General features: G+C 69.9%; 17 protein-coding genes. 3 read left to right on the forward strand and 14 right to left on the reverse strand.

Annotation, left to right across the window (positions count from 1 at the left end; genetic code table 11):
- Nucleotides 1-13 precede the first annotated feature (13 nt).
- On the reverse strand, nucleotides 14-349 hold the full coding sequence (locus AB0N68_RS12300) for a hypothetical protein (RefSeq protein ID WP_259953906.1): 336 nt from the start codon (nucleotides 347-349) through the stop codon (nucleotides 14-16).
- Complete coding sequence (locus tag AB0N68_RS12305) at nucleotides 346-816, reverse strand: hypothetical protein (RefSeq protein WP_280566366.1); 471 nt, start codon at nucleotides 814-816, stop codon at nucleotides 346-348. The genes AB0N68_RS12300 and AB0N68_RS12305 overlap by 4 nt, the downstream gene beginning before the upstream one ends.
- Nucleotides 817-899: 83 nt before the next feature.
- Between AB0N68_RS12305 and AB0N68_RS12310 the strand changes: the two genes are divergently transcribed.
- Entirely contained in the window at nucleotides 900-1,850 is a 951-nt protein-coding gene (locus AB0N68_RS12310; protein WP_280566368.1) for a hypothetical protein, read from the forward strand.
- Nucleotides 1,851-1,852: 2 nt separating this feature from the next.
- On the opposite strand, the gene AB0N68_RS12315 is transcribed toward AB0N68_RS12310, so the two are convergent.
- Entirely contained in the window at nucleotides 1,853-2,515 is a 663-nt protein-coding gene (locus tag AB0N68_RS12315; protein ID WP_280566369.1) for a GntR family transcriptional regulator, read from the reverse strand.
- Nucleotides 2,516-2,589: 74 nt separating this feature from the next.
- On the opposite strand from AB0N68_RS12315, the gene AB0N68_RS12320 reads away from it, so the two are divergent.
- Complete coding sequence (locus tag AB0N68_RS12320; protein ID WP_187663927.1) at nucleotides 2,590-5,424, forward strand: FAD-binding and (Fe-S)-binding domain-containing protein; 2,835 nt, start codon at nucleotides 2,590-2,592, stop codon at nucleotides 5,422-5,424.
- A 57-nt stretch (nucleotides 5,425-5,481) separates the two neighbouring features.
- Here AB0N68_RS12320 and AB0N68_RS12325 read toward each other — a convergent pair whose 3' ends face one another.
- The 6 genes from AB0N68_RS12325 to AB0N68_RS12350 form a co-directional block, all read right to left on the reverse strand.
- Nucleotides 5,482-6,831, reverse strand: a complete 1,350-nt coding sequence (locus tag AB0N68_RS12325) for an alpha-L-fucosidase (RefSeq protein WP_280566373.1) — start codon at nucleotides 6,829-6,831, stop codon at nucleotides 5,482-5,484.
- Nucleotides 6,828-8,375, reverse strand: a complete 1,548-nt coding sequence (locus tag AB0N68_RS12330) for a M81 family metallopeptidase (RefSeq protein ID WP_311198663.1) — start codon at nucleotides 8,373-8,375, stop codon at nucleotides 6,828-6,830. The genes AB0N68_RS12325 and AB0N68_RS12330 overlap by 4 nt, the downstream gene beginning before the upstream one ends.
- A 65-nt stretch (nucleotides 8,376-8,440) precedes the next feature.
- A complete protein-coding gene (locus AB0N68_RS12335; RefSeq protein ID WP_280566374.1) occupies nucleotides 8,441-9,415 on the reverse strand; it encodes an ROK family protein in 975 nt (324 codons plus the stop codon).
- Nucleotides 9,412-10,326, reverse strand: coding sequence for a carbohydrate ABC transporter permease (locus AB0N68_RS12340; protein WP_060920974.1), 915 nt, complete (start codon nucleotides 10,324-10,326; stop codon nucleotides 9,412-9,414). Before AB0N68_RS12340 ends, AB0N68_RS12335 begins: the two co-directional genes overlap by 4 nt.
- Nucleotides 10,316-11,221, reverse strand: coding sequence for a carbohydrate ABC transporter permease (locus AB0N68_RS12345; RefSeq protein ID WP_060920975.1), 906 nt, complete (start codon nucleotides 11,219-11,221; stop codon nucleotides 10,316-10,318). Before AB0N68_RS12345 ends, AB0N68_RS12340 begins: the two co-directional genes overlap by 11 nt.
- A gap of 43 nt (nucleotides 11,222-11,264) precedes the next feature.
- On the reverse strand, nucleotides 11,265-12,524 hold the full coding sequence (locus tag AB0N68_RS12350) for an ABC transporter substrate-binding protein (protein ID WP_060920976.1): 1,260 nt from the start codon (nucleotides 12,522-12,524) through the stop codon (nucleotides 11,265-11,267).
- A gap of 199 nt (nucleotides 12,525-12,723) precedes the next feature.
- On the opposite strand from AB0N68_RS12350, the gene AB0N68_RS12355 reads away from it, so the two are divergent.
- Entirely contained in the window at nucleotides 12,724-13,875 is a 1,152-nt protein-coding gene (locus tag AB0N68_RS12355; RefSeq protein ID WP_187663923.1) for an ROK family transcriptional regulator, read from the forward strand.
- Between the two features lie 19 nt (nucleotides 13,876-13,894).
- On the opposite strand, the gene AB0N68_RS12360 is transcribed toward AB0N68_RS12355, so the two are convergent.
- The 5 genes from AB0N68_RS12360 to ilvD form a co-directional block, all read right to left on the reverse strand.
- Nucleotides 13,895-15,160, reverse strand: a complete 1,266-nt coding sequence (locus AB0N68_RS12360; protein ID WP_280566381.1) for an alpha-L-fucosidase — start codon at nucleotides 15,158-15,160, stop codon at nucleotides 13,895-13,897.
- A gap of 102 nt (nucleotides 15,161-15,262) precedes the next feature.
- On the reverse strand, nucleotides 15,263-16,291 hold the full coding sequence (gene ilvC / locus AB0N68_RS12365; protein WP_025103269.1) for a ketol-acid reductoisomerase: 1,029 nt from the start codon (nucleotides 16,289-16,291) through the stop codon (nucleotides 15,263-15,265).
- A 59-nt stretch (nucleotides 16,292-16,350) separates the two neighbouring features.
- On the reverse strand, nucleotides 16,351-16,860 hold the full coding sequence (gene ilvN / locus AB0N68_RS12370; RefSeq protein WP_025103268.1) for an acetolactate synthase small subunit: 510 nt from the start codon (nucleotides 16,858-16,860) through the stop codon (nucleotides 16,351-16,353).
- A gap of 3 nt (nucleotides 16,861-16,863) precedes the next feature.
- Nucleotides 16,864-18,663, reverse strand: coding sequence for an acetolactate synthase large subunit (locus AB0N68_RS12375; protein ID WP_259953916.1), 1,800 nt, complete (start codon nucleotides 18,661-18,663; stop codon nucleotides 16,864-16,866).
- 70 nt (nucleotides 18,664-18,733) lie between these two features.
- On the reverse strand, nucleotides 18,734-20,452 hold the full coding sequence (gene ilvD, locus AB0N68_RS12380; RefSeq protein WP_259953917.1) for a dihydroxy-acid dehydratase: 1,719 nt from the start codon (nucleotides 20,450-20,452) through the stop codon (nucleotides 18,734-18,736).
- Nucleotides 20,453-20,454: the final 2 nt, after the last annotated feature.

The raw sequence follows: 20,454 nt of genomic DNA on the forward strand, positions 1-20,454 counted from the left end.
TGACGGATCCGGCTCAGGCGCTGGGCAGCGTCAGACTCAGCGCGAGCAGGCTCATCCAGAACACCGCGACGATGCCGAGTCCGGCGAGGAAGGTCAGGGCGAGCTCGCCCACACGACGGCGTCGGCCGATGGCGAAGGCGAACCCGAACACGATCACGGGGAACACCACGCCGAACAGCAGCGTCGCCCATCCGGTGCCGGTGAGGCCGGTCTGGGCCATGGTGATGAGGTGCGCGACCGCGTTCCACACCGCATACGCGTAGAAGAGCCCCGCGAGGGCGATGACGGTCCACACGAGCCAGCGCGGCGAGCCGGTCGCCACGGCGGACGGTGACTCCGGAGCGGTCATGAGCCGATCACCCCCACGGTCACGAACGGCCACGGCACGAGCAGCACGACGCCGGCCAGGAGCACGGCGGCGCGGATCCAGGAGGCCCGGCCCCGCGTCAGCACCCACGTCGCGAGGAACCAGAGCGCGGGGGCGGCGATCGCCAGCACGAACCAGGGCAGGAACATGAAATCCGCGACGAGGAACGAGGCGAGCGGCTGCAGGCGGAGACCGCCGGCGATCCACCCCACGGTGTAGAGCAGGTAGACGCCCCCGACGACACCGACGAGGACCAGCATCGCGTTGCTGAGACCGGAGGGCGTTGCGGTCTCCTCGTCCACCGACGCGGGTGCGGACGCTGAGGGTGCGACGGCCTCGGCCGGCGTCGGTTCCGGAGCAGGCGTGGAACGCCGTGCGGCGTCCCGCGGGCGCTGCTCCGCGCTGTCGTCGCCGTCCCAGCTCAGGGCGTCGTCCGAATCGGATGTCATCTCTCCAGAGTAGGACACCCCGACCACTAGGCTCGGGGATGCCTCGGCGGGGTCGCCGGGGGCTTTCGGGGGAAAGGACAACCATGGCCGAGAACGAGCCCACGTCGTCTGCTGCGCCGCGTCGTTCCACGGCCGGCGCCACGACCGGCGAACCGCCCGCGGGCTGGACGCCGAGCCCGGAGGCGAAGGCCTCCGCGACGCGCTTCCGCATCATCGCCGCGGTCCTCTGGGCGCTCGCGATCGCGGGTGAGGCCGTCAGCATCTTCTGGCTCCTGCGCCAGCGCGAGTTCGTCGACGAGGGCGGCGCGCTGCTCCGCGATCCGGACACCGGCCTCCTGGAAGAGCAGGGAGCGACGGCGCAGTTCCCCCAGTGGGCGTTCGTCGCCCTGCTCGTCCTGCTGGTCGTGATCGCGGCGCTGTCGATCATCGGCTCGATCCTGTGGAAGAAGGCCAACACTCTCGACCCCGCCCGCCGCGCCGACAAGACGCGGTTCTTCATCCAGAACCAGCTCGGCGCGATCATCGCGGTCGTGGCCTTCCTCCCCCTGGTCATCCTCATCTTCCTGAACAAGGACATGGACAAGGGGCAGAAGGCGACCGCCGGCATCGTCGGCATCGTCCTGGCCGTCCTCGCCGCGATCGTCGGGACGAGCTTCGCCCCGCCGTCCGTCGAGCAGTACACCGCGGACCAGTCGGCCGTGATCCAGCTCCTCGGGGCCGATGAGGTCGTGTGGGTCGACGGCGGCAAGGTCTATCACGTCTGCGACGAGGTGCCCGCGATCCAGACCGGCAGCGAGATCCGCACCGGCACCACCTCCGAGGCCATCGAGGCGGGGAAGATCCGGCTCACCCTGCAGTTCGCGTCCGAGCTGCGCACCTGCGGCCTGGCGGTACCCGAGAACGCCGACGAGATCACCGAGGCCCTCCGCGCGATCCAGGCCGGTCAGGTCGACACGCCTCTGCCCGCTCCGGTCTGGGCCGACCCGACGGACGCACCCATCGAGATCCAGGACGCCCCGGCCGACGAAGGCTGACGTCAGGAGGCGCTCAGGGCCTCGACGAGACGGTCCTCCGCCGAGGCGAGGTGGGCGCGCAGCACCGCGGCGGCGCGCTCCGCGTCCCCGGCGGCGACAGCCTCGAGCATCTCCGCGTGCTGCGCGGCGATGAGTTCGGCATCGAGGAGACGCCGCCCCTGCACCTGCGCCATGCACAGCCGCACCTCGTCCAGCACGCTCCGGTACATGCGGCTGGTCCGCTCGCTGCCCAGGGCGTCGATGAGCGCCGTGTGGAAGCGGAGGTCGGGATCGACCGTCGCGGGATCAGGGCCAGGTGCCATCGCCTGCAGCTCGGCGTTCGCCGCCACGGCGGCTGCCGGCACGGCGGCGCTCTCCGCCAGCTCGCGTAGTGCCGCGCTCTCCAGCCGGATCCGCGTGCGGTAGACGTCGCGGACGGTCTCCGCCTCGATGCCGACCACGCGCGCCGTGCGATGCGCCGTCCGCACGAGCAGCCCGCTGGCCACGAGCTGCTCGATGGCCGCTTTCGCGCTGGGACGGGCGACGCCGTAGGTCTGGGAGACGGCCGCCTCGGTCAGAGGCTCCCCCGAGCGGATCTCGCCGGAGAGGATCCGGCTGCGCAGCTGTCCGGTCACGGCGTCGACCACGCCGACCACGCCGAGGGGGCGCTCCGCGATCGAGGTCATGCGGAACAGTCTAGTGAGGCGTCCGTCGTTCAGTACACTTGTCTGACAATCTTCGAGCGGAGCAGAGGAGCACCGTGCCCACCACCCTCGACCACCCCCTCGATCCCGCACTGCTGGGGCCCGAGACGCAGGTCCACGCCCGATCCATCGACCGCTTCGCCCGCGCCCACGACGCCTCGCATTACCTGCTCGTCCCGGACGCGGTGCTGTCCCCCGCGGACGCGGAGGGCGTCGCCCGCGCGTTCTCGGCGGTCCGGGCGGCCGGACGCACGCTCACGTTCCGCTCCGGCGGCACCAGCCTCTCCGGACAGGGCATCAGCGGCGATATCCTGGTCGACACGCGCAGCCACTTCCGCGACATCCACATCGAGGACGACGGCGCCGCGGTCAGGGTCGGCCCCGGGGCCACCGTCCGGCAGGTGAACACGCGGCTGGCCCGGTATCGCCGCAAGCTCGGGCCGGATCCGGCCAGCGAGATCGCCTGCACGATCGGCGGCGTCGTCGCGAACAACTCCAGCGGCATGGCCTGCGGCATCACGGAGAACTCGTACCAGACGATCACGTCGATGGTCGTCGTGCTGCCCAGCGGCACCGTCCTGGACACCGGACGCGCGGACGCCGCGGACGTGCTCCGCGCCGCGGAACCCGCCCTGTTCGCCGGGCTGTCGTCGCTCCGGGAGCGTCTGCTCGCCTCGCCCGGGAACGTCGCGTTCCTGCGGCAGCAGTTCTCGATGAAGAACACGATGGGCTACGGCCTGAACGCCCTGCTCGACTTCGACGACCCGGTGCGGATCCTGGAGCACCTCCTCATCGGATCGGAAGGGACCCTCGGCTTCGTCGCGGAGGCCCGTTTCCGCACCATCGAGGTGCGCCCCGCGATCGCCACCGGTCTGCTCGTCTTCGAGACGCTGTCGGCGGCGATGACCGCGCTCCCCGCTCTCACGGAGCTCGGACTCGCGACGATCGAGCTCCTGGACGCCGCCTCACTGCGCGTCGCCCAGGGCCTGAGCGACGTCCCCGCCGCGATCTCCGAGATCGACGTCCAGGGCCACGCCGCCCTCCTGGTCGAGGTGCACGCCGTGGATGACGACGCCCTCGCCGTCGCGAGCGCATCAGCGCAGGCGCACTTCGATGCCCTCCCCCTCGCCGTCGCCCCACGCCTGACGACCGATGCCGCCGAGCGCGCCGCACTGTGGCACGTCCGCAAGGGCCTCTACACCGCTGTCGCCGGGGCGCGGCCGTCCGGGACGACCGCGCTCCTCGAAGACATCGTCGTCCCCGTCCCCCGGCTGCTGGCCACCTGCGAGCGACTGATCGAGCTGTTCGCGGAGCACGGCTACGAGGGCTCCGTGATCTTCGGGCACGCGAAGGACGGCAACGTCCACTTCCTGCTGAACGAGCGCTTCGACGACCCCGAGAGCGTGGCGCGGTACCGCCGCTTCACGGACGACCTCGTCGAGCTCGTCCTCGCACAGGAGGGATCCCTCAAGGCCGAGCACGGTACCGGACGCATCATGGCGCCGTTCGTGCGGCGTCAGTACGGCGACGAGCTCACCGACATGATGTGGGAGATCAAGCGGCTGTTCGATCCGGACGGGATCCTCAACCCCGGCGTCGTGCTGTCCGACGACCCGGACTCGTACCTCCGGGATCTCAAGCGCGTGCCCACGGTGGAGCGCGAGGTGGACCGCTGCGTGGAGTGCGGCTACTGCGAGCCGACCTGCCCGAGCAAGAGCATCACGCTCACCCCGCGGCAGCGCATCGTGCTGCGCCGGGACATGGCCTGGGCCGAGGAGCAGGGCGACACGGCGCTGCTGCGGGACCTGCGCGCGGACTACGACTACGACGGCGTGCAGACCTGCGCGGTCGACGGCATGTGCGGCGTCGCGTGTCCGGTGGACATCAACACCGGCGACCTCGTCCGCCGCCTCCGGGCCGAGCAGGAGAACGCGGTGGAGGGTGCGGCCTGGGGGACGGCGGCGAAGCACTGGAGCACCGTCACTCGCGCCGGCGGCGTCGCCCTCACGGTCGCCGATGCTCTCCCCGTCCCGCTCGTGCGCGGCGCGACGCGGGTCGGACGGGCGGTGCTCGGCGCCGATACCGTCCCCCTCTACGACGGGGGTCTCCCCCGCGGCGGCACCGCGCCGCCTCGACCGGTCTCGCCTCCCGACGCCCAGGCCGTCTTCTTCGGCGCCTGCATCGGCACGATGTTCGGTCCGGAGGACGAGGGTCCCGGCTCCCGCGACGCCCTGCGCGCCCTGCTCGACCGCGCCGGGATCCCCGTCGTGGTCCCGGAGGAGAACGGCGGGCTCTGCTGCGGGACACCGTGGAAGTCCAAGGGGCACCTCGACGGCTATCGCCTCATGTCCGACCGGGTGCTGGCCTCGCTCTGGGACGCCAGCCGCCACGGGGAGCTCCCGGTCGTCTGCGACGCGGCCTCCTGCACCGAGGGCCTCGACGTCATGCTCACCCAGGCCGTCGCCGCCCATCCGGAGTACGCCGGTCTGCGCATCGAGGACGCCACCACGTTCGTCGCGCGGGAGGTGCTGCCGCGCCTCTCCGTCGATGCGAAGCTCCCCTCGATCGCCGTGCACCCGACCTGTTCGACGACCGCGCTCGGCGCGACCGGGGCGCTGACAGCGATCGCCGCCGCCGTCGCTGACGAGGTCTTCGTGCCCGACGGCTGGGGCTGCTGCGCGTTCGCCGGTGACCGCGGCATGCTGCACCCCGAGCTCACCGCGAGCGCGACAGCCCAGGAATCGGCCGAAGTCTCCGCGGCCGATACGGCCCGCGGCGGCTTCGACGCCTTCGTGTCGGCCAACCGCACGTGCGAGATCGGCATGACCCGCGCCACCGGCCGCCCGTACCGCCACGTGATCGAGGTTCTCGAGGAGCGCACGCGCCCCTAGCTCAGCGACGAAGGGCCCCGTCGGATCACCGACGGGGACCCTTCTGCGGAGCGTGTGTCAGGCGCCGTGCGCGGTGAGCACGGCGACCGGAGCCTCGCGGAGACCGGCCGGGATCACGATGCGGGTCGAACCGCCGTCTGCGGACGCCTCCGCCGGGGTCCCGTCGGCCCACGACAGCGCAGCGGCCGTGAGCTCGGACGGCAGCTCGAACTCGCCGTCCGCCGGGTCGAGCGCATGCACGTGCACCGCGTCGGTGGACGTGGTGTAGCGGCGAGGAGCCCCCGTGCGCTCCCCCATCCGCGTCCAGGGCCGCGTGCCGTAGATCGCCGCACCGTTCACGGCCAGCCAGCTGCCGAGCTCCTGCATCGCCTTCCGCTGCAGCGCCGGAATGGATCCGTCCGCCGCGGGGCCCACGTTGATGAGCAGGTTGCCGTTCTTCGCGACGACGTCGACGAGGAGCCGGATCAGGGCCGCGCCGGAGAGCGAGTGGCGCTCGTCCTCCGCCTGGTTGAACCCGAACGAGTAGCCGAGCCCGCGGGTCGACTCCCACGGCTCGGGGATGATGTCCGGGATGTCCGTGTATTCGCGGGTGAGGAAGCCGTGGTACGGCACACCCCAGCGGTCGTTGACCACACCGTCCGGGACGGCGTCGAAGTACCTCTGCAGCAGTGCGGCCACGGCGTACTCCTCCGTGCCCTTGCCGCCGTCCGGCCACTCGATGTCGTTCCAGAGCACGTCGGGCGCGAACCGCTCCACGAGCTCCTCGAGCTGCGCGGCGGCGTACCGGGAGAAGTGGGCGTCGTTGCGACGGAACCGGAACAGGTCGGTGTCCGACTCGATCGGCGGGAAGTCGCTGACGTGCCAGTCGAGCGCTCCGGAGTAGTACACGCCGAACTTGGCTCCCGCCCGCCGCGTGGCGTCGTGGAACTCGGAGATGAGGTCACGGCGAGGGCCGCGCGCGACGGCGTTGAATCCGGTCGTGGCGGTGTCCCACAGACAGAACCCCTCGTGGTGCTTGGTCGTGGGCACGACATAGCGCGCTCCGGCCGCGACGAGTTCACCGACGAAGGCCTCGGCATCGAAGGCGTCGGCGTCCCACCGGTCGGCGAGGTCCTCGTACGAGGTCCCAGGACCGTAGGTGCGCTGGTGGCGCTCCCACGTCGGGCTGCCCGGGATGCGCACCGTGTTGCCGTACCACTCCGCGTACTGGTGCCACGCATAAGCATCCTCGGTGGGGATGTTCACGCCCTCCCCGTGCTGCACGGCCCACGCCGGCACGGAATACAGCCCCCAGTGCACGAAGAAGCCGAGCTTGGCGTCGCGGTACCAGTCCGGCACGCCGTTCGCGGGGTACACCGGGGACGCCGCACCGAAGTCGGGGCCGGTGCGCTTCTCGAAGTTCATCATGATGCCGTGTCCTCCTCGTCGGCCCCGCGGCGCACGACCACCGCGGTCAGATCGGGGTCGCCTGTCGTGTCGAACGGGAACACCCCGGGGCGCAGGCGATGGTGTCCGAGGCGGAGCAGGTCCTGGTCCACCCCGCCCGGGGTGAGCGCCAGCGTCCATCCCGCTGCCAGCTCGTACAGCTCCGGCTCCAGGTAGCCGATCTTCACGACCACGATCTCGGCCGTCGTCGGCTCGAGCCCCAGAATCCGGAAGTCGGAGAGGTGGTGGAAGGGCTTGCGGCGCTCGGTCAGGATGGCGTGCAGCCCGCCGACCGCGAGCACCACCTGGGTGCCGGCGTCCGGGTCGCCGTCGGTGACGGAGAACACCGTGCCGGTGATCTCGACCGGTCCGTGGGGCCCGGAATCGACCGCGGCTCCGGCTGACAGCGTGACCGTCGCACCGACGCCCGCCTCCACGGCTTCGGCGACGGCCCGCGGATCGAAGATCGAGGCGACCAGCGTCGTGTGCGTGCCGTCGGTGAGCTCGGGTCGCTGCAGCAGGTGGGCGAGGGTCCAGGTCACATCGCCCGCTCCCCCGGCCGTCGGGTTGTCCCCGGAGTCGGAGATCACGTACGGATGCGGGGCACCGGGGGCCAGCGCCTCCTCCAGCGCGTCGTCGAGGCTTCCCGTCTTCGCGACGAAGACGAAGTCCTTCCGTGCCTCCCAGAACATCCGGGCCACGCGCTCCGCCTCACGGGCGATGACCTCCCTGTCGTCCCCGGTGACCACGACGTACGCCTGGCAGCGCGGCTCGTCGGCCCATGCATAGCCGATCCACACCGACGCGTCCACGACGCCAGGCAGCGCCTCGATCTCCGGCAGCTCGGCGTAGATGCTCCGCGCGGGCTCCAGTCGCGTGCTCGTCTTCTCCCCGGGCAGCAGCACGGGCACGGGCACCCAGGCCGTGAAGGGCCGCCGTGCCTGCACGTCGCTGCCGTGCGGGCCGCGGAGACGGTCGAGCAGGTTCCACACCGCCCGCTCCTTCGTGTTCAGCCAGTCCTCATGCGGCGCCATCCGGTAGCAGGTGAGCAGATCCACCGCGTCGCGCAGAGTCTCCGAGACGTTGCCGTGCAGGTCCATCGATGTGGAGACGAGGGTGTCCGGGCCCAGGGCGTCCCGCACCGCGAGAGCGAGGTCGCCCTCGGCATCGTCCATCCCGACGACGCTCATCGCGCCGTGGATGTCGAAGAAGAATCCGTCGAACGGCCCCTGCGTGCGGATCCCCTCGACGATCGCGTCCTTCATCCGGCGGTAGGTGTCCGGGTCCACGGCACCGCCGGGCAGCGAACGGCCGTGCGTGAGCGGGACCCACTCCGCGGCCTCGGCGAGCTCGCGTCCGGCGTCGAGGAACGGGTAGTACGCCCGCAGTGCATCGCCGGTGCGGATCGTGAAGGCCTCGTCCCCGGAGATATGCGGGGAGAAAGTGCTCGACTCGATGGAGATGCCGCCGATGCCGATCCGGGGCCGCGCGAGCCCGCCCTCGGCGAGCGGCGGCAGCGGACCCATCCAGATCTCGTGGGCTTCCGGGCGTGCGGTCACGGTGGTGTTCTCCTCTGCGGTCGCAGTCGTGGTCAGGAAACGGGGGCGAGGGCGCGTCGTGCGCTCTCGATGGCGCCGAGCGCGACGGCGTCGGCTCCGAGGACGGCGGGGACGACGCGCAGCGCGATGCCCGACACTGGGGCATCGGTACCGAGCGTCCGCTCGATCGACGGCTCCAGGAGGTCCCAGGCGGCCGTGACCCCGCCGCCGACGATGGCGATCGGCAGGTCGAGGAGCGTCGCGGCACTGGCGCAGGCGAGAGCGAGCGCCCGTCCGGCGGCGTCGAACACGGCGCGGGCGTCGGCGTCGCCGGCCCGTGCGGCCTCCGCGACCTCCCTGGCATCGTTCACCGGACGACCGGTGCGCTCCTCGAACCGCCGGGCGATCGACGTCCCGGACGCCAGGGTCTCCAGGTGACCGGTCTGCCCGCAGGTGCAGACGAGGTCGCTGTAACCGGGCGTGTGCCCGATCTCGCCGGCCGCGCCGTGGGGGCCGTGGTGCAGCTCCCCGCCGATGACCAGCGCGCCGCCGACGCCCGTGCCGAGCATCACACCGAGAACATCGGGAACGCTCGGACCCGCCGCGGCGGCTTCTCCGAGGAGGAAGGCGTTCACGTCGTTCTCGACCCGCACCGGGACGCCGACGCGCTGCGCCAGCTCCGGGCCGAGCGGGAAACCCGCCCAGTCTGCGAACAGGGCGGACGCGGCACGGATGGTGCCGCTCTCATGGTCGATGACGCCCGCGGCACCCACCCCCACCGCGGCGACGGCGACACCGGCTTCGGCCGCCAGCCGCGCGACGAGGTCGGCCGCCGCATCCGCCATGGCCGAGCCGCCGACGCTCGCGGGCGCCGGGACGCTTCCGCGTGCGAGGACGTCTCCGAAGGCGTCCACGACGAGGGCCGCGATCTTCGTGCCCCCGATGTCCACCCCCGCCAGCGCGAGGTCGGACCCGGGGCTCGTGGTCGTTCGTCGAGGGTCGTCCGTCTGCTGTCCGACCGCGCTCATCGTCCGCCCAGTCCGGCCATCGCGATGCCCTTGACCAGGTGCTTCTGCAGCACGATCACGAGCAGGGTGGTCGGGATCATCGAGATGATCGCGGCGGCCATCTGCAGGTCCCACCGGGTGCCGGTGAGACCGGCGAAGCTCGCCAGACCGACCGGCAGCGTGCCGTGCGCGTTGTAGTCGACCGTGACGATGAGGGGCCAGAGGTAGCTGTTCCAGAAGGACAGGAACGTGAAGACCGCGAGTACCGCGACCGCGGACTTCGACAGCGGCAGGATGATCTGCAGGAAGGACCGGACAGGGCCGGCACCGTCGACACGGGCCGCCTCCTCCAGCTCGTAGGGGATGCCGCGGAAGAACTGCCGCATCAGGAACGTGCCGAAGGCGCCGAACGCGAAGGGAAGGATGAGCGCCTGATAGGTGTCGACCCAGTTGAACCACTGCATGACCTGGAACATGGGGATGACGAGCACCTCGGCGGGCACCATCAGCGTGGCCAGGAAGAGGACGAAGACCGCGTCGCGGCCCTTCCACCGCAGGCGCCCGAACGCGTATCCGGCGGTCGTGGACACCACGAGCACGACCAGGGTGCCGCCGATCGCCACGATGAACGAGTTCATGATGTACGTGAGGAACGGTCCGTAGGCGAAGACGTCGACGAAGTTGCTCCAGCGGAGCTCGGAGCCCACGAGCGTCGGCGGCATCGAGAACATCTCGGAGTTCGGCTTGAGGGCCGAGAAGAACGCGTAGACGAGCGGCGCGATGAAGATGAGCGCCGCGACGTAGATGGTGACGTGCGCGAGGATCAGCCGGGCGCGCGCGCCCGGCGTGGTCGCCGCACCACGCGCCTTCTCCCGCTCGCGCTGACGCCGCGGGGCGGTGCCGGTGGGCCGGACGAGGGTCTCAGTGCTCATAGTGCACCCACTTCTTCTGTGCGGCGAACTGGATGCCCGTGATCGCGATGATGATCGCGAACAGGATCCACGCGGCGGCGGCGGCGAGTCCGAGATCGCCGAAGGTGAAGCCCTGCTCCCAGATGTACATCACGAGGGGCTTGGTGGCGTTGCCGGGGCCGCCTCCGGTGAGCATCTGCGGCTGGACGAAGACCTGGAGCGAGGTGATCATCGTCATGATCGTCGCGAAGAAGATCGACGGCGAGATCATCGGGATGATGATGCTCCACACACGCCGGATGCCCTGTGCGCCATCGATACTGGCCGCTTCCAGGACGCTCTCCGGGAGCTGCTCGAGGGCGGCGGAGAAGATCAGCATGTTGTAGCCGAGTCCCTGCCAGACGCTCATCACGACGACCATGATCATCGCCCAGTTGGGGTCGGCGAGGAAGTTCGGCAGCTCGATGCCGAACCAGGTGACCGAGAGGCCGTTGAAGAGCCCCTGCGGCTGCAGCATCATCTTCCACACCAGGACGTTCGCGACCATCGGGGTCACGACGGGGATGAAGAAGAGGACGCGCAGGGCACCGCGGCCGCGGATGCGGGGACCGAGGCCGAGGGCGAGCACGAGCGAGAGAGCGACGCTCAACGGCACGTACAGCAGCGTGTACACGGCCGAGTTGCGCAGCGCGGGCCAGAAGTCCGGGCTGCTGGTGAACAGCTTGACGTAGTTGTCCACCCCGTTGAAGGTGCGTTCGCCGAAGGTCGGCCAGTCGAAGACGCTCATCACGATCGAGAGCCCCACGGGCACGATCGTGAACAGGGCGAGGCCCACCAGGGCTGGGCTTGCGAAACCCAGCGCCTGGCGGCCCTCGACCTTGGCGAGCGATCCTCGACGTCTCGTCGTGATCGTCATCTCGTTGTCTTTCTCTGTTACTGCTGTGCGGGCCGGATCCGGCTCACTCGCCGAACTGCGCCTGGGCGTTCGACAGCAGCTCCTCCATCGTCATCTGGCCGTTGTAGACGCTGACGAGGTTGGGCTGGATGTAGCTGTCGAGCTTCTGCCAGTTCTTGGTCATGTACAGCGGCACCGTGTCGCCGAACGCGGCCTCGAACACCGACTGGACCTGGTCGCGGTACTGCTCGTCGATCGACTCGAAGTACAGCGGCTGCGACGAGATGCGGGCCGGGTAGGAGCGGCCGGACGACGCGATGTAGTCCTGCGCGTCCTCGCCGACGAGGGAGCCGAGCACCTTCAGCGCGGCCTCCGGGTTCTTGCAGTTCTCGGCGATGCCGTAGCCGGAACCGAGGATGGGACCGGGGTTGCCGTCCACGCCCGCGGGCAGCGGCACCATGCCGGCGGCGAAGCCGGACTCGTTGTTGAGGTAGCTGACGGCGTTCCAGGTGCCGTCGACGGCCATGGCCGCGTTGCCACCCGTGTACTGGTTCTCGCCCCAGCCGGTGTCGGAGGCGGAGGCGACCGGAGCCGCGACCTTCTTCTCCGTGACCAGGCCGGCGTACCAGGACGCGGCGTCGACGAAGTCCTCGTCGTCGATGTGCAGCGTGCCGTCCTCGGAGGCGGGCTGCGTGGCGGAGTACGCGATCGGCATCGACATCCACTGGTAGCCGCCCATGCCCATGCCGAACCCGTACTTGCCGTCCTTCGTGGCGTCGGCGGCGATCGTGTCGAAGTCGTCGAACGTCCAGCCGATCTCCGGCGTGGCGGCACCGGCGGCGCTGAGCATGTCCTGGTTGTAGTAGACGAGCATCGTGGCGACGTCGAACGGCACGCCGTAGACCTTGCCCTCGAAGCTGAGGATGCCGTCGGCGCTCGGGTTGAACTCCGACCAGTCGATTCCCGCGGTCTTGAGATCCTCGTCGCTGAGCTCGCGGAAGCCGGCCGTGTAGCCGCCGAGCTGCGCGCCGCTCATGCCGGTGATGCACGCCATGTTGCCGCTGGCCATGTTGGTCGTGAGCTTGGTGAAGAAGTCGCTCCACGGCGACGTCTGCAGCTTGATCTTGATGTCCGGGTTCTGCTTCTGCGCGAACTCGATCTGCGCTTCCAGCGCATCGACGTCCGACTCGCTGCCGGCCCACATGTCCACCACAATGGTGTCGCCGTCAGCCGAGCCCCCGGATCCCCCGCTGCTCGCACAGCCGGTCATCGCCACGGCCACGCCCGCGACAGCGGCGACAGCCCCCACACGCAACTTCTTCATTGAATGCCTCCTGAGAAGGGATAGGTTATTTCGAGACTCGAACTAACCAATTAGGATTTCGTATGAAGTTACGCTGTCATAGTTCGCAAGGTGCCGCAAGCTGAACATCCGATGTTTATAGGGTGGTGATAATTCGTCACTCGCCTGAAACACGCGGCACCCCCGCTACGCTGACGATGCCTCGAGACGAAGGGCCTCCATGACGAACCCCGCCGACACCACCGTCGACGACCCGCACACGCGGCGCATCCTCGACTTCGTCGCCCGCGGACAGGCGCGCTCCCGCTCCGAACTCGCCTCCGCCCTCGGCGTGGCCGCGTCGACCGTCGGCCTGCGCGTACAGGCGCTCCTCGATGCCGGCGTGCTGGAGGAGGCGGGGGCCGGCACCTCCCGCGGCGGACGACGGCCGCGCGTGCTGCGGATCGCCGGCGACGGCATCGTGCTGTCCGCCGATCTCGGCGGACGCCATGCCCGCATCGGACGGCACGACCTCAGCGGCGGCCTGCTCCACTCGGAGACCATCGCGATCGACGTCGCGGACGGCCCGGAAGCGACGCTGGAGAGAGTGTCGGAGGTCTTCGAGCGCCTGCTCGCCGAGACACGGGTCCACGCGATCGGCGTGAGCCTGCCCGGCCCCGTCGACGTCGCGACCGGCTCCGTGGATCAGCCCTCGCGGATGCCGGGGTGGCCCGGATTCCGCGTCGGCGAGCACCTCGCGGAGCGCCACGGCGTCCCCGTCGTCGTCGACAACGACGCCAACCTCGCCGCGCTCGGCGAGCACCGTCGCCAGCTCGGGCACACCCAGCACAGCATCACCGTCAAGGCGGGCACCGCGATCGGCAGCGGGATCATCGTGGACGGGCACATCCATCGGGGAGCGACCGCCGCAGCCGGCGACATCACGCATACGCGGATCGACGGCAGCGGCGACATCCCCTGCTCCTGCGGCAACACCGGCTGCCTGGAGACCGTGGCCAGCGGCGCGAGCCTCGTCCGCCAGATGCGCGAGCGCGGCAACACCGAGGTCCGCACCACGGCCGACGTCCTCACGCTGGCGCGGGACGCGGACCCCCTCGCCACGACCCTCGTCCGCACCGCGGGGACCCACCTGGGTCAGGCACTGTCCGGCGTCGTGAACTTCTTCAACCCGCACGCCCTGTTCCTCACCGGGAGCATGAGCGCCTCCGAGCCGTTCATCGCCGCGGTGCGCAGCCGGGTCTACGAGGCCTGCCACCCGCTCGCGACCCAGCGTCTGCGGATCGAGGCCGCGGCCACCGGCGCGGACGCGATCCTGCACGGCGCCGCCCGCCTCGCGCTCGAGGGCATGGACATCCCGGTGGCGACGGCCTGAGCCGCCGCCACCGTCAGCCTCACTCCCCCGTGAGGCGCAGTTCGATGACCGGCATCAGCACGTCGGGACGCCGTACCGGAAGATGCACCGTGAGCGTCCCCTCGGCCTCGCCCGCCGGCGTCATCAGGTCGGCCTGCTGGTCCGGGTCGCTGACGCTCGTACGCAGCCAGGAGCCGTCGTTCAGCAGCCGCGCATACGAGACCTTGCCCGCAAGACCGGGCAGATGCACGAAGCCCAGCGGCCAGCTGAACAGGCTCAGGTAGAGCCGGTCGCCGCGGAGCGTGTACACGCCCTCACGGGGCGGCGTGAACGGCGCGTGACCGGCCCCGATCACGGCGCGGTCGTGCAGGCGCATCCACTCCCCGATCTCGGCGAGGGTCTCCGCATCCCGGGGCGCGATCGCGCCACGCCCGTCCGGGCCGATGTTCAGGAGCATGTTGCCGCCCATCGACACCGAGTCGACGAGCATCTGCGCGAGCAGCACCGGCGACTTCTGGTCGGTGTTGTCCCGGTGGTACCCCCAGGAGCCGTTGAGCGTCTGGCATGCCTCCCACACGAGGGGCACGCCGTCGCGGACGATGGGAGCCGTCGGCTGATACTGCTCGGGCGTCACGAAGTCCGCGGGGATGCCGAGCCGGTCGTTGACGAGCATCTCCGGCTGCAGCTCCCGACACAGCGCGAGCAGCGCCTCGGCGTCCCAGTCCTGCGGCCCCTTCCCCTCCCAGCCGCCCTTGGACTCGGGATAGGTGAAGTCGAAGAACAGGTAGTCGATGTCGCCGTACCCGGTGAGCAGCTCGCGGACCTGACCGTGCAGGTACTCGCGGTAGCGGGCCATGTCGCGCCCCTCGTTCAGGGCGTGCGCGTTCTCGTCGTCGCGTCGCGGGTGGTTCCAGTCCACCGTGAAGTCGGGGTGATGCCAGTCGATGACCGAGTGGTAGAGGCCGACCCGGATCCCCTCGGCACGGAGGGCGTCGACGTACTCGCGCACCAGGTCGCGCCCGACCGCCGCGACGGAGGTGAAGTCGGTCAGCTTCGAGTCCCAGAGGCAGAAGCCGTCGTGGTGCTTCGTCGTGAGCACGACGTAGCCCATCCCCGTCTCCTTGGCGGTCTTCGCCAGGGCCGCGGCATCGAAGAGGTCGGGATCGAAGTTGTCGAAGTACGGGCGGTACTCCTCGTCGGTGAGGCGTTCGTAGTTCTGCACCCACTCGTGCCGCGCGGCCCCGCTGTAGAGGCCGAAGTGGACGAACATGCCGAAGCGGGCGTCATCAAACCATTCCTGTCGCATGCGTCCATCCTGGCACAGACATCGGATGTCTGCGCCGCGGAATGCCGTACGGAACGCCGAACGGGCGCCCCCGGAGGGACGCCCGTTCGTTCGCGAGTCGAATCAGCGCGCGGCGCTACCGTCGACGTAGTCCTCGTCCTGCTGCTTCCAGGCGAAGAGCGAACGCAGCTCCTTGCCGGTCGCCTCGATGGGGTGCTGCTCCTCCTTGGCGCGGAGAGCGAGGAACTCCTCGGCCCCGTTGTCCTGGTCCTCGATGAAGCGCTTCGCGAACGCGCCGGACTGGATGTCGGACAGGACGCCCTTCATGCTCTCCTTGACGCGCTCGTCGATCACGCGCGGGCCGGACACGTAGTCGCCGAACTCGGCGGTGTCGGAGATCGACCAGCGCTGCTTGGCGATGCCGCCCTCCCACATGAGGTCGACGATGAGCTTGAGCTCGTGCAGCACCTCGAAGTAGGCGATCTGCGGCTGGTAGCCCGCCTCGACGAGGGTCTCGAAGCCAGCCTGCACCAGGTGGCTCATGCCACCGCAGAGCACGGCCTGCTCGCCGAAGAGGTCGGTCTCGGTCTCCTCGGTGAAGGTCGTCTTGATGACGCCGGCACGGGTGCCGCCGATGGCCTTCGCGTACGACAGCGCGAGGTCCCAGGCCTGGCCGGAGGCGTCACGCTCGACGGCGATGATGTCGGGGATGCCGCGGCCGGCGACGAACTCGCGACGCACCGTGTGGCCGGGAGCCTTCGGGGCGACGAGGATCACGTCGACGCCCTCGGGCGCGTCGATGTAGCCGAAGCGGATGTTGAAGCCGTGCGCGAAGGCCAGGGTCTTGCCCGCCGTCAGGTTCGGGGCGATGGACTCGCTGTAGATCGTGCGCTGGTGCTGGTCCGGCGCGAGGATCATGATGACGTCGGCCCACTCGGTCGCCTCGGCGACGGTCTTCACGGGGAAGCCGGCCTCCTCGGCCTTCGCGGCGGACTTCGAGCCCTCCTTGAGGGCGATCGCCACCTCGACACCCGAGTCGCGCAGGTTCTGGGCGTGGGCGTGGCCCTGCGAGCCGTAGCCGACGATCGCGACCTTCTTGCCCTGGATCAGGGACAGGTCGGCGTCGTCGTCGTAGAAGATCTCGGTGCTCACTGGTTTCTCTCCTTGGTTGTGGTTGTGCGGGACGCGCGGTCCCAGAGTCTGTCGAAGGGTCAGCCGCGCAAGACGCGCTCGGTGATGCTCTTGCCGCCGCGGCCGATCGCGAGGAGGCCGGACTGGGCGATCTCCTTGATGCCGAAGGGCTCCAGAGCGCGAAGCAGCGCCTCGACCTTGCCCTTGTCGCCGGTGACCTCGATGACGAGGGCGTCGGCGGCGTAGTCGACGACCGACGCGCGGAAGAGGTTGACGACCTCGATCACGTTCGAGCGGCTGGCGTTGTCCGTGCGCACCTTCACGAGCATGTGCTCGCGCTGCACGGACGACGCCGGGTCGAGCTCGACGATCTTGATGACGTTGATCAGCTTGTTGAGCTGCTTGGTCACCTGCTCGAGCGGCAGTTCCTCCACGTCGACGACGACCGTGATGCGGGAGATCCCCGGCACCTCGGTCACGCCGACGGCGAGGGAGTCGATGTTGAAGCCGCGGCGCGCGAACAGGCCGGCGACGCGGGTCAGAAGGCCGGGGGTGTTCTCCACCAGCAGGCTCAGGACATGGGTCGACATGGCTCAGTCCTCCTCGTCGAACGCGGGCGCGTGGTCGCGCGCGTACTGGACATAGCTGTTGCTGACCCCCTGCGGCACCATCGGCCACACCATGGAGTCGGCGCTCACCACGAAGTCGATCACCACGGGGCGGTCGTTCGTCTCCAGCGCGAGCTGGATGGCGGCGTCGACCTCCTCCTCCTTCTCCACGCGGATCGCGAGGCAGCCGTATGCCTCCGCGAGCTTCACGAAGTCGGGGATGCGGATCGTGCCGTGCCCGGTGTTCAGGTCGGTGTTGGAGTGGCGGCCGTCGTAGAACAGCGTCTGCCACTGCCGGACCATGCCCAGCGACGAGTTGTTGATGATCGCGACCTTGATCGGGATGTTGTTGATCGCGCAGGTGGCGAGCTCCTGATTGGTCATCTGGAAGCAGCCGTCGCCGTCGATCGCCCAGACCTGGCGCTCCGGCTCGGCGACCTTCGCTCCCATGGCCGCCGGCACCGAGTAGCCCATCGTGCCCGCACCGCCGGAGTTCAGCCAGGCGTTCGGACGCTCGTACTTGATGAACTGCGCGGCCCACATCTGGTGCTGCCCCACACCGGAGGCGAAGATGCCCTCCGGTCCGGTGAGCTCGCCGATGCGCTGGATCACGTACTGGGGCGCGAGCAGGCCGTCGGTCGTCGGCGCGTACCCGAGGGGGAACTCGTTCCGGAGGCCGTCGAGGTACGACCACCACTCCTCGATGTCGGGCTTCGTGTCGGCCGTCGCTCCGCGGAAGGCCGCGTCGAGATCGGTGAGCACGTCGCGCACGTCTCCGACGATCGGCACGTCGGCCGTGCGGATCTTGGAGATCTCCGCCGGGTCGATGTCGACGTGCACCACCTTCGCGTGCGGCGCGAACAGTGCCGCCTTGCCCGTGACGCGGTCGTCGAACCGTGCGCCCAGCGAGACGAGGAGGTCGGCCTCCTGCAGCGCCAGCACGGCGGGGACCGTGCCGTGCATGCCCGGCATTCCCAGGTGCTGCGGATGCGAGTCGGGGAAAGCACCTCGCGCCATCAGCGTCGTGACGACGGGCGCACCGGTCGACTCGGCCAGTTCGAGCAGCTCGGCCGCGGCCCGGCCGCGGACGACACCGCCGCCCACGTACAGCACCGGCTTCTTCGCCTCCGCGAGGAGGGCGGCCGCCGCCTGGATCTGCTTGCCGTGCGCCTTCGTCACCGGGCGGTACCCGGGGAGCTCGATCTTCGGCGGCCACACGAAGGGCGCGGTCGCCTGCTGCGCATCCTTGGTGATGTCCACCAGCACCGGACCGGGGCGACCGGTGCCGGCGATCTCGTAGGCAGCCGCGATGGCGCCGGGGATGTCCGCGGCGTCCTTCACGAGGAACGAGTGCTTCGTGATCGGCATCGTGATACCCACGATGTCGGCCTCCTGGAACGCATCCGTGCCCATCAGCGTCGAGAACACCTGACCGGTGATCGCGAGCAGCGGCACCGAGTCCATGTAGGCGTCCGCGATCGCCGTGACGAGGTTGGTCGCCCCGGGGCCCGAGGTGGCGATGCACACGCCGACCTTGCCGGATGCGGAGGCGTATCCCTCGGCCGCGTGGCCCGCGCCCTGCTCGTGCCGCACGAGGATGTGACGCAGCTGCGACGCATCCATCAGCGGGTCGTAGACCGGGAGGATCGCTCCGCCGGGAAGGCCGAAGACGTCCGTGACACCGAGAAGCTCGAGCGAGCGGACGACGGCCTCCGCACCGGTGATCTCCGGAGCGGATGGACGGGCGGGCGGCCTCGGCACGGCCGAGACGGAGTCAGCAGTCATGACTTTCCTTCTGATGAACTGTGCGGGACACCGGCGCTCCGATCGAGCGGTTCCTGAGCCGGTCGATGGATCAGCCGGTCGTCGCTCCCTCGGCGGCGGACCGCACGAGGCGCGAGTACTTGGCAAGAACGCCTCGGGTGTAGCGCGGGGGAAGCGGCTCCCAGCCAGAGCGGCGGGAGGCGAGCTCCGCCTCGTCGACGAGTAGGTCGAGAGAGCGAGCTGCGATATCGACCCGTATCAGATCACCATCGCGCACGAAGGCGATAGGACCTGCGTCCACCGCTTCGGGTGCTATATGTCCGATGCACAGGCCGGTTGTGCCGCCTGAGAATCGACCGTCCGTCAAGAGTAGTACATCTTTTCCGAGCCCCGCGCCCTTGATGGCCGCGGTGATGGCGAGCATCTCGCGCATACCCGGTCCGCCCTTGGGGCCCTCGTACCGGATGACGATGACCGTCCCCGGCTCGATGGTCCCCGCGGCGACCGCGTCCATGGCGGCGCGCTCGCGCTCGAAGACCCGCGCGGGACCCTCGAAGACGGCCGCGTCGAAGCCGGCGGTCTTGACCACGGCACCCTCCGGAGCGAGCGACCCGTGCAGGATCGTCAGGCCGCCCGTGGCGTGGATGGGGTTGTCGAACGTGTGGATGACCTCGCCGTCGATCGGCTGCGGGTCGAGCTCGGCGAGGTTCTCGGCGAGCGTCTTGCCGGTGACGGTGAGCGCGTCGCCGTGCAGCAGCCCTTCGTCGAGCATCGCCTTCATGATGACGGGGATGCCGCCGTGCCGGTCGACGTCGTTCATGACGTACTTGCCGAACGGCTTCATGTCGGCCACGTGCGGGACCTTGTCGCCGATGCGGTTGAAGTCGTGCAGGCTCAGCTCGACCTCGGCCTCCCGGGCGATCGCGAGGAGGTGGAGCACGACGTTGGTCGAGCCGCCGAGGGCCATCGCCAGGGCGATCGCGTTCTCGAACGCCTCCTTGGTCAGGATGTCGCGGGTCGTGATGCCCTGGCGGAGCAGGTTGACGACGGCCTCGCCCGACCGGTGCGCGAAGTAGTCGCGGCGGCGGTCGGCAGCGGGCGGCGCGGCGGAGCCCGGCAGGCTCAGCCCGAGGGCCTCGGCGACGGAGGCCATCGTGTTGGCCGTGTACATGCCGCCGCAGGCGCCCTCGCCGGGAGCGATGGCGCACTCGATGCGCTTGAGGTCCTCCTCGCTCATGAGGCCGGCCCGGCAGGCACCGACCGCCTCGAAGGAGTCGATGATGGTGACGTCCTTCTCGGTGCCGTCGGAGAGCTTGACCCAGCCCGGCGCGATCGATCCGGCGTACAGGAACACGCTGGACAGGTCGAGCCGGGCACTGGCCATGAGCATGCCGGGGATCGACTTGTCGCAGCCCGCGAGCAGGACGGAGCCGTCGAGGCGCTCGGCCATCATGACGGTCTCGACCGAGTCGGCGATGACCTCGCGCGACACGAGCGAGAAGTGCATCCCCTCGTGGCCCATCGAGATGCCGTCCGAGACGGAGATGGTGCCGAACTGCAGCGGGTAGCCACCGCCGGAGTGCACGCCCTCCTTCGCCCCCTGCGCCAACCGGTCGAGGCTCAGGTTGCAGGGTGTGATCTCGTTCCAGCTGGACGCGATGCCGATCTGCGGCTTGTCCCAGTCGGCGTCCCCCATCCCGACCGCGCGGAGCATGCCGCGGGAGGTCGTGGCCTCGATGCCGTCGGTGACGACGCGACTGCGGGGCTTGATGTCGATGGGCGCGCTGGTGGAGGGATCATGCGAGGACATGA

The sequence above is a fragment of the Microbacterium meiriae genome (assembly GCF_040685015.1).
In the GTDB taxonomy this organism is placed as follows: domain Bacteria; phylum Actinomycetota; class Actinomycetes; order Actinomycetales; family Microbacteriaceae; genus Microbacterium; species Microbacterium meiriae.

What these genes read in the sequence shown, in the direction of transcription:
- AB0N68_RS12315 (WP_280566369.1), bottom strand. Translation starts at nt 2,515, where the DNA reads ATGACCTCGATCGCGGAGCGCCCCCTCGGCGTGGTCGGCGTGGTCGAC.
- AB0N68_RS12335 (WP_280566374.1), bottom strand. Translation starts at nt 9,415, where the DNA reads ATGAGCGCGGTCGGACAGCAGACGGACGACCCTCGACGAACGACCACG.
- ilvD (WP_259953917.1), bottom strand. Translation starts at nt 20,452, where the DNA reads ATGTCCTCGCATGATCCCTCCACCAGCGCGCCCATCGACATCAAGCCC.
- AB0N68_RS12345 (WP_060920975.1), bottom strand. Translation starts at nt 11,221, where the DNA reads ATGACGATCACGACGAGACGTCGAGGATCGCTCGCCAAGGTCGAGGGC.
- AB0N68_RS12310 (WP_280566368.1), top strand. Translation starts at nt 900, where the DNA reads ATGGCCGAGAACGAGCCCACGTCGTCTGCTGCGCCGCGTCGTTCCACG.
- AB0N68_RS12325 (WP_280566373.1), bottom strand. Translation starts at nt 6,831, where the DNA reads ATGATGAACTTCGAGAAGCGCACCGGCCCCGACTTCGGTGCGGCGTCC.
- ilvN (WP_025103268.1), bottom strand. Translation starts at nt 16,860, where the DNA reads ATGTCGACCCATGTCCTGAGCCTGCTGGTGGAGAACACCCCCGGCCTT.
- AB0N68_RS12300 (WP_259953906.1), bottom strand. Translation starts at nt 349, where the DNA reads ATGACCGCTCCGGAGTCACCGTCCGCCGTGGCGACCGGCTCGCCGCGC.
- AB0N68_RS12375 (WP_259953916.1), bottom strand. Translation starts at nt 18,663, where the DNA reads ATGACTGCTGACTCCGTCTCGGCCGTGCCGAGGCCGCCCGCCCGTCCA.
- AB0N68_RS12360 (WP_280566381.1), bottom strand. Translation starts at nt 15,160, where the DNA reads ATGCGACAGGAATGGTTTGATGACGCCCGCTTCGGCATGTTCGTCCAC.
- AB0N68_RS12305 (WP_280566366.1), bottom strand. Translation starts at nt 816, where the DNA reads ATGACATCCGATTCGGACGACGCCCTGAGCTGGGACGGCGACGACAGC.
- AB0N68_RS12340 (WP_060920974.1), bottom strand. Translation starts at nt 10,326, where the DNA reads ATGAGCACTGAGACCCTCGTCCGGCCCACCGGCACCGCCCCGCGGCGT.
- AB0N68_RS12355 (WP_187663923.1), top strand. Translation starts at nt 12,724, where the DNA reads ATGACGAACCCCGCCGACACCACCGTCGACGACCCGCACACGCGGCGC.
- AB0N68_RS12330 (WP_311198663.1), bottom strand. Translation starts at nt 8,375, where the DNA reads ATGGGTCCGCTGCCGCCGCTCGCCGAGGGCGGGCTCGCGCGGCCCCGG.
- AB0N68_RS12350 (WP_060920976.1), bottom strand. Translation starts at nt 12,524, where the DNA reads ATGAAGAAGTTGCGTGTGGGGGCTGTCGCCGCTGTCGCGGGCGTGGCC.